The organism is Aeromonas sp. ASNIH2 (genome assembly GCF_002934795.1).
Lineage (GTDB): Bacteria > Pseudomonadota > Gammaproteobacteria > Enterobacterales > Aeromonadaceae > Aeromonas > Aeromonas caviae.
This window is the reverse complement of the sequence record NZ_CP026406.1, coordinates 3,764,819-3,779,914: the sequence shown is the minus strand read 5'-3', so window position 1 is coordinate 3,779,914 and position 15,096 is coordinate 3,764,819. Positions and strand designations below refer to the sequence as shown.

At 65.3% G+C, this 15,096-nt stretch carries 11 protein-coding genes; 8 read left to right on the top strand and 3 right to left on the bottom strand.

The window, feature by feature from the left end; genetic code table 11:
- The first annotated feature begins 10 nt into the window (after positions 1-10).
- Positions 11-1,195 carry an iron-containing alcohol dehydrogenase gene (locus C3F36_RS18225; protein ID WP_104455631.1) on the top strand — a complete coding sequence of 395 codons (1,185 nt, stop codon included), beginning with the start codon at positions 11-13 and terminating at the stop codon, positions 1,193-1,195.
- A 15-nt stretch (positions 1,196-1,210) separates the two neighbouring features.
- Here the strand turns inward: C3F36_RS18225 and cysM are convergent, their stop codons facing one another.
- Positions 1,211-2,101 carry a cysteine synthase CysM gene (gene cysM / locus C3F36_RS18220; RefSeq protein ID WP_104455630.1) on the bottom strand — a complete coding sequence of 297 codons (891 nt, stop codon included), beginning with the start codon at positions 2,099-2,101 and terminating at the stop codon, positions 1,211-1,213.
- Between the two features lie 154 nt (positions 2,102-2,255).
- On the opposite strand from cysM, the gene C3F36_RS18215 reads away from it, so the two are divergent.
- The 6 genes from C3F36_RS18215 to C3F36_RS18190 all read left to right on the top strand — a co-directional run bounded on the left by C3F36_RS18215 (position 2,256) and on the right by C3F36_RS18190 (position 7,544).
- Complete coding sequence (locus C3F36_RS18215; protein WP_039039855.1) at positions 2,256-2,513, top strand: GNAT family N-acetyltransferase; 258 nt, start codon at positions 2,256-2,258, stop codon at positions 2,511-2,513.
- Entirely contained in the window at positions 2,503-3,087 is a 585-nt protein-coding gene (locus C3F36_RS18210; RefSeq protein WP_104455629.1) for a nucleotidyltransferase family protein, read from the top strand. Before C3F36_RS18215 ends, C3F36_RS18210 begins: the two co-directional genes overlap by 11 nt.
- A 70-nt stretch (positions 3,088-3,157) precedes the next feature.
- The gene (locus C3F36_RS18205) at positions 3,158-4,981 is read left to right on the top strand and encodes a SulP family inorganic anion transporter (protein ID WP_039039857.1); all 1,824 of its coding nucleotides are present in this window, start codon (positions 3,158-3,160) and stop codon (positions 4,979-4,981) included.
- A 122-nt stretch (positions 4,982-5,103) separates the two neighbouring features.
- Positions 5,104-6,450 carry an MATE family efflux transporter gene (locus C3F36_RS18200; protein WP_104455628.1) on the top strand — a complete coding sequence of 449 codons (1,347 nt, stop codon included), beginning with the start codon at positions 5,104-5,106 and terminating at the stop codon, positions 6,448-6,450.
- 11 nt (positions 6,451-6,461) lie between these two features.
- Entirely contained in the window at positions 6,462-7,052 is a 591-nt protein-coding gene (locus tag C3F36_RS18195) for a hypothetical protein (protein ID WP_039039859.1), read from the top strand.
- Positions 7,053-7,328: 276 nt separating this feature from the next.
- Complete coding sequence (locus C3F36_RS18190; RefSeq protein ID WP_005313020.1) at positions 7,329-7,544, top strand: YdcH family protein; 216 nt, start codon at positions 7,329-7,331, stop codon at positions 7,542-7,544.
- 161 nt (positions 7,545-7,705) lie between these two features.
- Here the strand turns inward: C3F36_RS18190 and nifJ are convergent, their stop codons facing one another.
- Together nifJ and C3F36_RS18180 are read right to left on the bottom strand one after the other, a co-directional pair.
- Positions 7,706-11,281 (bottom strand): pyruvate:ferredoxin (flavodoxin) oxidoreductase, encoded by a 3,576-nt coding sequence (gene nifJ / locus C3F36_RS18185; protein ID WP_104455627.1) that lies wholly within the window; start codon positions 11,279-11,281, stop codon positions 7,706-7,708.
- On the bottom strand, positions 11,278-12,939 hold the full coding sequence (locus tag C3F36_RS18180) for an NAD(P)-binding protein (RefSeq protein ID WP_104455626.1): 1,662 nt from the start codon (positions 12,937-12,939) through the stop codon (positions 11,278-11,280). Before C3F36_RS18180 ends, nifJ begins: the two co-directional genes overlap by 4 nt.
- A 350-nt stretch (positions 12,940-13,289) precedes the next feature.
- Between C3F36_RS18180 and C3F36_RS18175 the strand changes: the two genes are divergently transcribed.
- Positions 13,290-15,092 (top strand): hybrid-cluster NAD(P)-dependent oxidoreductase, encoded by a 1,803-nt coding sequence (locus C3F36_RS18175; protein ID WP_104455625.1) that lies wholly within the window; start codon positions 13,290-13,292, stop codon positions 15,090-15,092.
- Positions 15,093-15,096 lie beyond the last annotated feature (4 nt).

The following is a 15,096-nucleotide window of genomic DNA, read 5'->3' as shown; positions in this document are numbered from 1 at the left end:
GGAGAACGGGATGAGCCGTTATTACGATTTTTTCTGCCCGGTCAAGCTGATGGCGGGGGAGCTGGCACTGGAACAGTTGCCGGATGCCTTGAGGGGATTGGGAGCTGGCCGCCCCTTGCTTCTCACCGACAAGGGGGTCAGCGGCAGCGGGCTCGCCACCCTGCTGGCCGATGTGATGGCCGAAGGGGCCTTGCCGGTCGCCGCCATCTGGGACGAGATCCCGGCGGACTCCTCCACCGCCGTGGTGGAGCGGATCGCCCGCCACTACCGGGAGCTGGGCTGTGACAGCCTGCTCGCCCTTGGCGGCGGCTCCGTCATCGACACCGCCAAGGCGGTGAACATACTGGCGACCCTGGGGGGCGAGCGGCTGCTCGACTATGCCGGAGCGGATTGCCTGACCCGTCCCCTCAACCCCCTGGCGGTGGTCCCCACCACGGCGGGGACCGGCTCCGAAGTGACCCTAGTGGCGGTGATCAAGGACGAAGGGAGCGGGCGCAAGGTGCCCTTCACCTCCCCCTTCCTGCTGCCCCGGCTGGCGGTGCTGGATCCCCGCTTCACCCTGGGGCTGCCGCTGCCCATCACCGCCGCCACCGCCATGGATGCCATGACCCACGCCATCGAGGCCTTCATCGGCAACGGCAAGAACCCGGTCAGTGACGCCCTGGCCCTGATGGCGGTGGAGAAGATTGCCACCGCCCTGCCCAGGGTGCTGGCCCACCCGACGGACAAGGGCCTGCGGCTGCAACTGGCAGAGGGCTCCACCCTGGCGGGCATGGCGTTTTCCAACTCCATGGTGGGGCTGGTGCACGCCCTCGGCCACAGTCTGGGGGCACGCTGCCACCTGCCCCATGGCCTCTGCATGAACCTCTTCCTGCCCACCGTGCTCGACTACAACCGGCCCGGCATCGACCCCGAGCTCGCCCGCCTGCTGCTGCCCCTGGTGGGGCCGGAGTGCTTTGCCGCGACCCCGGCCGAGGGGAGACCCCAGGCCACCATCGAGGCGTTGCAGGCACTGCGCGATACCCTGTGGCAGACGGTCAAGCTGCCCCGCACCCTGCGGGAGGCGGGCCTCACCGACAAGACGCTGCTGCCCGGGATCCGGGATCTCGCCATCAACGACGGCGCCCTGCTCTACAACCGCAAGGATGCGGACAGGGACCAGTTGCTGGCCCTGCTGGAGCGGGCCTGGGAGTAGCAGGCCCCTTGCCCGTCAGGCATCGGGGGTGAAGACCCCAGTGGAGAGATAGCGATCCCCCCGATCGCAGATGATCGCCACCACCACCCCCTGCCCGATCTCTGCCGCCACCCGCAAGGCCCCGGCCACGGCGCCACCCGAGCTGACGCCGCAGCAGATCCCCTCTTCCCGCGCCAGGCGGCGCATCATGACGAGGGACTCTTCCAGTGTCACATCCAGCACCCCATCGACCCGCGCAGGCTCGAAGATGGCGGGCCGGTAGGCCTCGGGCCAGCGACGAATGCCGGGGATCTGGCTCCCCTCGGCCGGTTGCAGGCCGATCACCGCCACCGCCGGGTTCTGCTCCTTGAGGTAGCGGGAGACCCCCATGATGGTGCCCGTGGTGCCCATGGCCGAGACGAAGTGAGTGACCGCCCCGCCGCTCTGGCGCCAGATCTCGGGGCCGGTGGAGCGGTAGTGGGCATCCGGGTTGGCGGGGTTGTTGAACTGATCGAGCACCAGCCCCTCCCCCCGCGCCTGCATGACCAGGGCGAGGTCTCGCGCCGCTTCCATGCCCTCTTCCACCAGCACCAGCTCGGCGCCGTAGGCCTGCATGGCATCGCGCCGCTCCTGGCTCATGTTGCTCGGCATGATGAGCCGCATCCGGTAACCCCGGGACGCCGCCACCATGGCCAGCGCGATGCCGGTATTGCCGGAGGTGGCCTCGATGAGCCGGGCTCCTGGCACTAAGTGACCACTCGCCTCTGCCTGCCTGATGAGGTTCAGCGCCGCCCTGTCCTTGACGGAGCCGGCGGGGTTGTTGCCCTCCAGCTTCACCAGCAGGGTGACGCCGGGGTGCGGATTGATGCGGCGCAGCGCCAGCAGCGGGGTGTTGCCTATCAGATCGTCCAGGGTGGCGAAGGCCATGACGGATCCATCCTCTCTCAATGTTCTATACCTTGCCTTGCGACCATTCGCAGGCTGGCCAGTGTAAGCGAGCCCACCATGGGCGCAAAGAATGGCGTTGGCAAACCCTGTCCGCCATGTTCTGATCTTCCCATTCACCCAGAGAGGACTCCCGATGAGCGACATCCTTCACCAGGCCGATCAGCAGCAGTTTGTCTGCACCGTGGACGGCAAGCTCTCCCGCCTTGCCTATCGCCGGCTGGACGCCACCACGGTGGACGCCTACAGCACCCAGGTTCCCCCCGAGCTGCGCGGACAGGGGATTGCCGACAGGCTGGCCCGCCGCTTCTACGACTGGGCCCTCTCTGAGGGGCTCACCATAGTGCCGAGCTGCAGCTACATCGACGTCTGGTTGCGCCGCAATGCAGGTTGAAGCCGGGCCGCTGCGGGAGGCGCACCTGCGAGCCTGCACCGAGGCCCTGCTGCGAGCTGATCACCCGCGCATGGATTGCCTCCGGGCTGCGCGGGAGCTGGCGCTGCCCGACTGGGCCCTGGGGGCGGGGTTTGTGCGCAACCTAATCTGGGATCACCTCCATGACAAGGCCGAGCCCACCCCGCTCAACGACATCGATCTTATCTATCTGGACAGCGCTGATCCGACTGGATTGAAGGAGGCCGATCACGAAGCCTGGCTCGCCGCCAGGATGCCGGGCCAGCAGTGGGAGGTGCGCAACCAGGCCCGCATGCATCTGCGCCAGCAGGTGCCTCCTTTTGCCAGCTCGCTCTCGGCCCTCAGCCACTGGGTAGAGGTGCCCACCTGCATCGGGGTCCGCCTGCTGGCAGATGACGGGTTCGAGTGGCTGGCCCCCTACGGCTTTGCCCCCAACTGGTCCCTGGTGGTGAGCCCCAATCCGCGCTGTCGCCAGGAGAGCCGTATCTTTAGCGAACGGGTCAGGGCCAAGGAGTGGCAACGCATCTGGCCTGACCTTGTGGTGAACTGGCCATGAGCGGATTGCAAAGGGTCGACGACCTTGGGCACACTAAGAAAAAGATGTTTGTAACTCAATGGGTTAAATAATGCGCGACTTCTTCTCTCTCGAGCGCTGGCTGCCGGGGCTCGCCGCCTTGCTGCAATACCAGCGGGCCTGGCTGATGCCGGATCTTCGCGCTGGCCTCTCGGTCGCGGCCGTGGCCCTGCCCGTGGCCATCGCCTATTCGGAGCTCGCCGGGGTGGGCGCCATCGTCGGCCTCTACTCCTGCATCCTGCCCATGGTGGTGTATGCCCTCTTTGGCACCTCCCGTCAGCTCATCGTCGGTCCGGATGCTGCCACCTGCGCTGTGATCGCCGCCGTGGTAACGCCGCTCGCCGCCGGGGATCCCACCCGTCACTGGCAACTGGTGATGACCATGACCGCCATGACCGGCTTCTGGTGCCTCATCGCCAGCCGCTTCAAACTGGGGGTGCTGGCAGACTTTCTCTCTCGCCCCATCCTGATGGGGCTGCTCAACGGGGTGGCCATCACCATCATGGTGGGCCAACTCTCCAAGATCTTCGGCTTCACCTTCAGCGAGCGCTACCTGATAGAGCGGATCCTGAACGGCACCAGCTACATTACCCAGACCCATCTGCCCACCCTGGCCATGAGCCTGACCGCTCTGCTCACCCTGCTGCTGGCCAAGCGCTACAGACCGGCCTGGCCCTCCTCCATGGTGGCCATGGTGGTGACGGCGGCCCTGGTGTGGCTGTTCAATCTCGGCCGTGTCGACATCGCCACCCTGGGGACCATCGGCTCGGGGCTGCCCGCCTTCCAGATGCCGGACTTTCCCCCCGGGCTTATCCGTGAGCTGGTGCTGCCCGCCCTCAACCTCGCCATGGTGAGCTTCGTCTCCATGATGCTCACCGCCCGCAGCTTCGCCGCCAAGAATGGCTACGAGATTGATGCGGACAAGGAGTTTAGGGCGCTGGGCATGGCGAACCTGGCCGCCGCCGCCTCCCAGGGGTTTGCCATCAGCGGGGCGGATTCGCGCACCGCGGTGAACGACGCCAACGGCGGCAAAAGCCAGCTGGTCTCCATCATCGCCGCCGCCGTCATCGCCCTGGTCACCTTCTACCTGACGGCGCCGCTGCAATACATTCCCACCGCCGCCCTCGGCGTGGTGCTGGTGATGGCCTCCCTGTCGCTCACGGATTTTCGCGGCCTCTGGGCCCTGCGCGACTCGGATCGCGCCGCCTTCTGGCTCGCCCTGGTGACCTTTGTCAGCGTGCTCACCATGGGGGTCATTCCGGGCATCACCCTCGCGGTCCTGCTGGGGCTGTTCCAGTTCCTGCGCAACGTGATGCGCCCCACCGACCAGCTGCTCGGCATGGACGACGAGGGCGTGGTGCGCACCCTGGGGGACAACGAGCAGGCCAAGGCGATTCCCGGCATCCTGGTCTACCGCTTCAACTCCCCGCTCACCTACTTCAACGCCCCCTACTTCAAGCGGCGGGTGCTGGCACTCCTGGTGCAGGATCCCCACAATCCCAGGTGCCTGGTGGTGGATGCGGTGGCCTGCTTCACCCATCAGGACATCAGCGTGATGAGCATGGTGGGAGAGCTGCACAAGGAGCTCAAGCGGCGCGGCATCCACATGGTGATGGCCGGTCGGCACGGCCAGATGAGCCAGTGGTTCAAACAGGCGGGGATCCGGGTCGGCGAGGATGGCATCATCCTCTGCCCCGACATGTACCAGGCCTTGCGCATGACCCGCTGCTACCGGGAGCCGGTGTTCCGGGACGACGAGGGGGTGGAGAGCACCACGGATGCCCTGCTCACCCGCTGGCCGCACGATGACGACCTGCCCGACTCGGCGCGCCTCACCCGCCCCAGCGAGCAGGAGGCCGGCGCCACGCCGGTCTGAGAGACATCCCCCGGTCACAGGCCCCCTCCTCCTGCGACCAGGATTGCACCCCGCCCCCGCTTGGTGTTAAATGCCCCTCCAGTTGGCCCTGACGAGGGCCATCGCCAGCACCTGGATATCCCATGCAGACTCAATCCCACGCGGGCCCGGGCTCCCTCTTCGCCCTGACCTGGCCACTGTTCATCGATCTGGCCCTCCACTTTCTGACCGGGGCCCTCAACACCTTCATGGTGGGCCACGTCTCCTATCAGGGGGTGGCGGCCCTCGCGGTGGGCAACCAGGTCTTCGATCTCGCCATCACCCTGTTCAGCTTCGTCAGCATCGGCACCAGCGTGGTGATCACCCAGTATCTGGGGGCGGGAGACAAGGAAAAAGCCCGCGTCGTCATCCACACCGCCATCGGCTTCAACCTGCTGGTGGGACTGGTGGCCGCGGTCGGCGTCATGGCGGGGGCCGGCACCATGCTGGCGCTGATGAACCTGCCTGCCCACCTGATGAGCGACGGCAGCCTCTACCTGCAGATCATCGGGCTTTGCCTGCTGCCGGAGGCGGCGGCCCTCTGTCTGGCCGCCACCCTGCGGGCCCACGGCCACACCCGCCAGGCCATGTACGTGACCCTCATCGTCAACCTCATCACCTTCGTCGGCAACCTGCTGCTGCTCTATGGCTGGTTCGGCCTGCCCCAGCTCGGGGTCGCCGGGGTCGCCATCAGCACGGTGGCCGGGCGCATTGTCGGGGTGGTGGTGCTGGTGTGGCTGGTGGCGCGCAAGACCGGCATCCGGCTGCGTCTGCCCGAGATCGTCCGCCCAAGCCGCGCCATGCTGGACAAGGTGCTGCACATCGGGCTGCCAGCGGCGGGGGAGAACCTCTCCTGGATGCTGCAGTTCATGGTGGTGACCGCCTTCGTCGGCCTGCTCGGCGACAAGGCGCTGGCGACCCAGTCCTACTTCTTCCAGATCTGCCTGTTCATCCTGCTGTTCGGCCTCTCCATCGGCCTTGGCAACGAGATCATCATCGGCCACCTGGCGGGGGCCCGACGCTTCGATCAAGCCTATCGCCAACTGATGAAGAGCCTGAAACTCGGCCTCATCGTCACCACCGCCATCGCCATCGCCGCCGCCCTCAACGGCCGCGCCATCATCAGCCTGTTCACCGACGACGCCGACATCATCACCCAGGTGGCGCAGCTCTTCCTCATCAGCCTCATCCTCGAACCCGGTCGCACCTTCAATCTGGTGGTGATCAACGCCCTGCGCGCCACCGGGGATGCCCGTTTCCCGCTCTACATGGCGCTCGTCTCCATGTGGGGCATTGCCGTTCCCCTGGCCTATTTCCTTGGTATCATGCAGGGCTATGGCCTGGTAGGCATCTGGCTGGCCCTCGCCTGCGACGAGTGGGTGCGCGGTCTGGCCATGTTCTGGCGCTGGCGCAGTCGTCGCTGGCAAAACAAAATTCTTGTCGAAACATAAGCGGAATCACCATGAAGAAAATCGGACTCTTGTTGACGGCCATCCTGCTCAGCCCGCTCGCCATGGCGCAAACCGCCCCGGCGACCCCCAAGGCGCAGGCTCCCCAGACCTGGTATGTGGCCCCCATCGTCATCGACGAGACCAGCGAAGCCCAGAAGGCCCTGACCAAGGAGTTCACGGCCCAGATGATCAAGACCATCAAGATCAACGAGTACCAGACCGGCAAGGCGGTGGGCAAGACCAAATCGCCCAAGTGGCTGATCCGCACCAAGCTGATGCCCGCAAGCCAAGAGCCTCTGGTCGGCAAGAAGCACCCGCAGGGCCTCACCTACGGCAAGGGCATCCCCACCCAGGAGATCGTCGGCGAGCTCATCATGAACGGCACCCTGGTGGCCCACATCGGTCAGGGCTGGCGTGAACCCATCGTGCCGGGCACACCGGTGGCGGAGAAGATCTCCATCGCCAACTACCAGTACGCCATCGGCAACGAGGCCAAGGCACCGGATCTGGAAGAGCTGGCGGCGCAGATCGGTTTCGAGGCGGGCAAGGTGATCGCCAGAGACGGCAAGCCCCTGCCCGAGAAGAAAAAGAAAAAAGAGTAAACGGCTCACCCGTTTCCAGTCAGGGGCCTCGCGCCCCTTTTTGTTGCCCGCCCCGTTGCAGCCCCCCTCTCCCGAATGTGAAGCGGATCCCGCTTCTTTCCTCTGCTGCCCCAGGGTCAGCAGGCAATCATCATGTAATTCAAACAGTTAAAAATCACCCTTCCCATGCAGCAATTCCGTGGCCCCGAATTGGATCGGGATCACGTTTCTCCCCGGCAGTAAGGGGTACTTTGGTCTTGCAGGCACAATCAAACGACAACAAGGAGGCTTCATTACATGTTTCCGGAGTACAGAGATCTCATCTCGAAACTGAAGAGCAGTGATGTCCATTTCCAGAAGAAGTTTGACTTGCACAACGACCTGGATGCGGAGATCAGAAAGCTGGAGAAACACCACGCCAGCGACTACAGCTCCGAGGTGAAGGATCTGAAAAAACAGAAACTTAAACTGAAAGAGGAGATATACGACATCCTCAAACAACATCCACACTAGACGCCTCGACGAATACCTGGATAAGCAACTTATCCTGCCAGCCCGGCCCGACGCCGGGCTTTTTATTGGCCGCCCCAAGGCGCGGCAACGGCCACTTCCCTTGGCACCGGAAAACGAAGCGGGCCAATGGCCCGCTTTGTCTTACCTGTTTCATCCCATGATCACACCGGCGGATGGAAATGGCTGGCCTCGCGGGTGGCCATCTCCTCGTAGGTGGCCCACTTCTGCCACGCCACTTGTTGCGCCACCTGCATCAGCCGCTGTGCCTCTTCCGGGTGGCTCTGGGCCAGCACCCGATAACGGGTCTCCTGCTGCCGATATTCGGCAAGGGGGATGGAGGGGCGCAGGCTGTCGAGGCTGAAGGGGTTCTGCCCGGCGCTGCGCAGTACCGGGTTGTAGCGCATCAGCGGCCAGTGGCCCGAATCGACCGCACGCTTCTGTTGGGCCAATCCCTGCTCCATGTCGATGCCGTGGGCGATGCAGTGGCTGTAGGCGATGATCAGCGACGGGCCCGAATAGGCCTCGGCCTCACGCAAGGCTTGCAGCGCCTGCTGCGGGTTGGCCCCAAAGGCGATGCGGGCAACATAGACGTTGCCGTAGGAGATGGCCTGCAAGGCTACATCCTTCTTGGCCAGGGTCTTGCCTCCCGCCGCGAACTTGGCGACGGCGCCGAGCGGCGTCGATTTCGACATCTGGCCACCGGTGTTGGAGTAGACCTCGGTATCCATCACCAGCACGTTCACATCGCGCCCGGAGGCGAGCACATGATCGAGCCCCGCCGAGCCGATGTCGTAGGCCCAGCCATCGCCGCCCACTATCCAGACCGAGCGGCGCACCAGCTGATCAATCAAGGAGAGCAGTTCGCGAGCTTTGCCGGATTTCACCTCTTCCAGCCGCTCCCGCACTTGCGCGACCCGGGTACGCTGGGCGCGGATCTCAGACTCCAGCCGCTGGGGGGCGCTGATCAGCGACTCGACTAGCTCTGGGCCCAGCTCCCCCTTCATCGCCTGCAAAGCCGCCACCGCCTGACCGTGATGCTGATCGGCGGTGAGGCGAAAACCAAAGCCAAACTCGGCGTTGTCCTCGAACAATGAGTTCGACCAGGCCGGCCCCTTCCCTTCGCCGTTCTTGGCCCAGGGGGTGGTCGGCAGGTTGCCACCGTAGATGGAGGAGCAGCCGGTGGCGTTGGCCACCAGCATGCGATCCCCAAACAGCTGGGTCAGCAACTTGAGGTAGGGGGTCTCGCCACAACCAGCGCAGGCACCGGAGAACTCGAACAGGGGTTCGAGGAACTGGGTGCCGCGCACCGTGGAGAAGTCCACCCGCTCGCGAGCAGGCCACGGCAGACTCTCGAACCAGCGCAGCGCCTGCTTCTGACCAGCCAGATGCGGCGCCTTGTCCATCATGGTGATGGCGCGCTCGCCTTGATGGCGGGCATCCGCTCCGGCCCGCACCGGACAGGCCTGCACGCACTGGCCACAACCGGTGCAATCCTCCGGATAGAGTTGCAATGTGTAGCGGCTGTCGGGGAAGCCCTTGGCGGTGACGGGCACCGACTGCGCTGCCTCGGGGGCGGTCGCCAGCCAGTCCTGATGGTAGAACTTGGCCCGCAGCGCCCCATGGGGGCAGACAAAGACGCAGTTGCCGCACTGGATGCAGATATCGGAGTGCCAAATCGGGATCTCGCGGGCGATATCCCGCTTCTCGAAGCGGCTGGTGGCGGTGGGGTAAGTGCCATCCACCGGCAGCATGGAGACGGGGATCAGATCGCCGCGCCCCGCCAGCATCTCGCCAGTGACCCGCTGGACAAACTCGCTGCCACCCGGTGCCAGCGGCAGCGGATAGTCGCTGATCTGCTCCTCACCGGCCGGGATGGCCACCTGATGGAGATGAGCCAGAGTGTCATCCACCGCCGCGAAGTTGCGCTCGACCACTTCGGGCCCCTTGCGGGCATAACTCTTCTCGATGCTCTCCTTGATCAGCGCAATCGCCTCGTCCCGCGGCAAGATTCCGGCCAGGGCAAAGAAGCAGGTCTGCATGATGGTGTTGATGCGATTGCCCATGCCGTTACGCTCGGCCACCCGATCGCCGTCGATGCAATAGAGGCGGATATCGAGGGCGCGGATGCGGGCACGCAGCCGCTCGGGCAGTTCGGCCCAGACCCGGTCAGGCTCATAGGGAGCATTGAGCAGCAGGGTCGCCCCTTCGGCGGCGTGCTCCAGCAGATCGACCGATTCGGCAAAGCCCCACTGGTGGCAGCCGATAAAGCTCGCCTGCTCGATAAGCCAGGGGGCGTCGATGGGCTCGGGGCCAAAGCGCAGGTGGGAGACGGTGCGCGAGCCCGACTTCTTGGAGTCGTAGACGAAGTAGCCCTGGGCGTGGAACCCCTCCAGCTCGCCGATGATCTTGATGCTGTTCTTGTTGGCGCCCACCGTGCCGTCGGCACCGAGACCGAAGAAGAGCGCCCGCACCCGGCTAGGGGGTTCCAGATCGCCTATGGGGTGCCAGGCCAGACTGAGGCCCGACACATCATCGACGATCCCCACCGTAAAGCGCGGACGCGGCGCATCGGATGCCAGCTCCTCGAACACCGCCGCGCACATGGCGGGGGTGAACTCTTTGGAAGAGAGGCCGTAGCGACCGCCGCTGAGCCAGGGCAGCCGCTTGATAAGGCCGCGCTGCAAACCGTCGATAAGGGCGCTCTGCACATCCAGCAGCAGCGGCTCTCCCCCTGCCCCCGGCTCCTTGGTGCGATCCAGCACCGCCATGCGCCGCACGCTCTGCGGTAGCGCATCGAGCAGCGCCTGTACCGGGAAGGGGCGATAGAGGCGCACCACCAGCACCCCGGTCTTGCGATCCTGCCGGTTGAGCCAATCCACCGTAGTACGGGCGGTGGCCGCCCCCGAGCCCATCAGCACGATGACATCGGTGGCATCGAGCGCGCCGTGGTACTCCACCAGCCGGTAGTGGCGGCCGGTAAGCTCGCCGAGGCTCTCCATGCACTGCTGCACCCGGGCCGGTACCGCTTCGTAGAAGGGGTTGACGCTCTCGCGGGACTGGAAATAGGTATCCGGGTTCTGGGCGGTGCCACGCATCACCGGATGATCCGGGTTGAGCGCCCGGGCACGGTGAGCGCGCACCCAGTCGTTGTCGATAAGCGCCCGAATTTCATCTTTATGCAGCGCAGTGATCTTGTTCACCTCGTGGGAGGTGCGAAAGCCGTCGAAGAAGTGGATAAAGGGCACCCGGCATTGCAAGGTGACACTGTGGGCAACCAGCGCCAGATCCTGCGCCTCCTGCACCGAGCCGGAGGCGAGCATGGCAAAGCCGGTGCTGCGCGCCGCCATCACATCCTGATGGTCGCCAAAAATCGAGAGCCCCTGCGCCGCCAGTGAGCGGGCCGCCACATGGAACACAGCAGCGGTCAACTCCCCGGCAATCTTGTACATGTTGGGCAACATCAACATCAGCCCCTGACTGGCGGTGAAGGTGGTGGCGAGCGCCCCTGCCTGCAGGGCGCCGTGTACCGTACCGGCCGCCCCCCCTTCGCTCTGCATCTCCACCACTGTGGGGATGTTGCCCCACAAGTTGGTCTGCCCCTGTGCCGCCCAGGCGTCGGCCAGTTCGGCCATGGTCGAGCTCGGGGTAATGGGATAGATGGCACACACTTCACTCAGCTGGTACGCCACCCGGGCCGCGGCTTCGTTGCCGTCAACCATGATCAGTTCATGTTTCATTGGTACTCCTCCGGTTGGCGCAGCTCGATGGCGTGGCAGGGGCATTGATCGTGGCAGGCGCCGCAACCGGTGCAGCGATCCACATCCACCTGATACCCCAGACCCGGCCCCAGCTTGGCGATGGCCTGCTCGGGGCAGCTGCCATAACAGCCGTCGCACTCGAAGCAGTTGCCGCAGGAGTAGCAGCGCGCCGCCTCGTAGCGAGCCGCCGTCTCGTCCAGCCCGCCGATGATCTCGCCAAAGTCATCCCGCGCCGAGGGCGGTTTGACCGGCTGGCTGCTGGCGGGAGCATGGGTCTGGAACCAGAGTTGCAACTGCTCGGGCCCCACCAGCGGCTTCCCTGCCTGCAAATGGGAGAGCGGCTTGTGGTAGAGGCGACCGCGCAGCCAGGCATCCATATGGCGCGCCGCCTTCTTGCCGTGGCCGGTGGCGATGGTGACGGTGCGCTCGGAGGGCACCATGTCGCCGCCGGCAAACAGACCCGGTACGTCCGTCATCAGGTTCTCGCCAACCTGCACCACCCCCTCCTTGTTGACCCGCACGCCGGGGATGCTCTCCAGCACGCTCAAGTCCACCTCCTGACCGAGCGCCAGGATGAGGGAGTCCGCTTCGAGGGTTTCAAACTGGCCGGTGGGCACCGGCTTGCCATGCTCGTCGAGGGTCATCACCTCCACTTCAATATTGGTGTTATCGAGCTGGCGGATGGTGCGCAGCCAGTTGATCTTGATCCCCTCCTCCTCGGCCTCATCGGCTTCAAAAGCGTGGGCCGGCATATGGTCCCGGTCGCGGCGGTAGATGATCATCGCCTCTTCCACACCGAGGCGACGAGCGGTACGGGCCGCATCCATGGCGGTATTGCCACCGCCGTAGATGGCCACCCGCCGTCCCAGTTTGGGCGGTGGTAGTCCTTTCTCTTCGGCCAGACTCGCCTGTTCTAGGAAGCTCACCGCATCGAGGATCTTGCCCGCCTCCCGGGCCGGAATATCGACCCGCTTGGCCAGATGGGCGCCGATGGCCATAAAGACGGCGTCAAAGCCCCCCTCGTCGCGCTCGCACAGCACGTCCTCCACCTTGTGGTTGAGGGTCAGCGTCACCCCGGCCGCCACGATGCGGGCCACCTCCCGATCCAGCACATCGCGAGGCAGACGGTAAGCGGGGATACCGAAGCGCAGCATGCCGCCCGCCAGCGGCCCCGCTTCGCGGATCTCCACCTGATGGCCGAGCCGATTGAGGTGCCAGGCGCAGGAGAGGCCGGAGGGACCGGCGCCAATGACCAGCACCTTCTTGCCGCTGGCGGGTGCGGGGGGCGCAGGCTGCCAGCCACGGGCCAGCGCCTCGTCGCCGAGGAAACGCTCGATGGCGTGGATGGAGACGGCATCATCCACCTGGGCACGGTTGCAGGCGCTTTCGCAGGGGTGATAACAGACCCGCCCGTGGACCGCAGGCAGGGGATTTTCTTCGATGAGTCGTTGCCAGGCCGCCTCAAAGCGGCCCGCTTCGGCCAGGGCGAGCCAGGCCTGGATGTTCTCGCCAGCCGGGCAGGCATGGTTGCAAGGTGGCAGGGCCGGCCGCCAGACGGGCAGCCGGGTACGGACCGGGCCTGTTCCCGTTTTCTGGGAGAGATCCGGCTGTGGGGTCATATCCAGTTGTTTGCTCATACATTGCTTTCTTCTTTTTGTGTGACAGGCCCCATCCGAATGCGCTTGATACCGTTTTGCCTGGGCAGACGGTGGCCGGAGAGGGAAGAAGCGAAAGCGTCAGAAACTGGAAACTGGCCCGATGATGGGCCGTTTTTTGTAAGACATGGTGGATCAGGATCAATAAATGTTGCGCTTTATGGGTCGCCCCCTTCACAACCGGATCCCCGTCACACCCCGCAGCCATTCGGGCCTGTTGCCCGAGCCCCCTCGCCGCCCTCGACGTGGGCAGCAGGAGAAGATTGCCGCCCGGGACAGGAATCGTTATCTTCCCCTCTTCACAGGAATCGCCACAGCACAAGGACCAGGACATGCCGACCCTCGCCAGCATACATCTCTACCCCATCAAATCGACGGCAGGCATGCCGCTGGAGCGCGCCCGGGTGACCCAGGAGGGGCTTGCCGGGGATCGCCGCTACATGGTGGTCAAACCGGATGGCACCTTTATCACCGCCCGCACCCATCCCCAGTTGCAGCAGGTGGTGGCCACCCCCGTCGAGGGGGGGCTGCAACTGCGCTATCCAGGTCTGCCCCCCCTTGCCCTCATGGAGGCGGCGTTCAGTCGCGCCCCTCAGCACACCGGTGTCTGGGGGGATCGCTTTACCGCCCTGCACACCGGGCCCGACGCCGATGAGTGGCTGAGCCGGGTGGCGAGGGAGCCGGTGCGCCTGCTCTGGCTCGGGGAGGCATCCGATCGTTTTCGGGAGAAGACCGGCACCCGGGTGAGCTTTGCGGACGGCTACCCCTTGCTGCTCATCAGCCAGGCTTCCCTTGAGGATCTCAACCTGAGATCCGATGCCTTGCACCAGATGAGCCAGTTTCGTACCAACCTGGTGGCGAGCGGCACCCGCCCCTTCGAAGAGGATGGCTGGAAGCGGATCCGCATCGGCGAGGTGGAGTTTCGGGTGGACAAGCCGTGCAGCCGCTGCATCATGACCACGGTGGAGGCAGGCACGGAGCGCTTCAATGCCCTGAAAGAGCCGCTGGCCACCCTCACCCGCTACCGCCGTGGCGAAGATGGTGAGGTCTATTTCGGCCAGAATCTGGTGGCCCTGAACGAGGGGTGGATTGACGCGGGCAGCGAGATCGAGGTGCTGGAGCGGGCCCGGGCGCCGGTCTACCCCAACGCGGCCCCGAAAAAACGGGAGCTGGTGTGCGTCGCCCGGGAACCCCTGGCCCGGGATCTGGAAACCTTCTGGTTCGAGGCCGCCGACGGCGAGCCCCTGCCCGACTACCTGCCTGGACAGCACCTGCCCATCAGCCTCGATATCAAAAACACACGGGTTCAGCGCCGCTACACTCTGAGCTCCACGCCGGAGCGGCCCGAGCGTTACAGCATCAGCGTCAAGAAGCTGGCCGATGGCCGCCTCTCCCCCTGGCTGCACCATGAGCTGAAAGTGGGCGACCGGTTGCTGGCCGCCCCCCCGGCCGGCGAGTTTCACTTAGGGTCCGAGCGCAGGCTGCTGCTGCTCTCGGCGGGATCCGGTGTCACCCCCATGCTCTCCATTGCCCGCACTCTGGCACTACGGGGGGAGCTCGGTGACGTCCACTTCATGCACCTGTGTCGCAGCGAGGCAGACATTCCTGCCGCCAGCGAGTTACACGCCATGGCGCAGCAGGGAATGACCCTCACCCTGATCCTGAGCCAGCCTGACAAACACTGGCAGGGGCTCAGCGGCCGTCTGAATGACGATCATCTGGGCCGGATCCGGGGTTTGCAGGAGCGGGAGGTGTTCATCTGCGGCCCCCACGGCTTCATGGCCGATGCAGCCAACCGGCTGACCGCCCTCGGCGTACCGGCCGGGCGCATCCGCCAGGAGAGCTTTGGCGGGGCCCTGCTCTCGGTGGCCCGCCCCCATCAGGCGGTGCAATTGCGTATCGGCGAGCGGGAGTTTGCGGGCAACAACCAGGGCACCGTGCTGGATCAGGCCAACAAGCAGGGGGTAGAGCTGCCCTGGAGCTGCCGTGCCGGCATCTGCGGCAGTTGCAAGCAGACCCTGGTCTCGGGCGAGGTGGATCACCCCGATGCCCCCGCCATTAGCGCCGCCGAGCGTGCCGAGGGCAAGATCCTCGCCTGCTGCGCCGTGCCCCTGACGGATCTGGTGATCAAATAGGGTG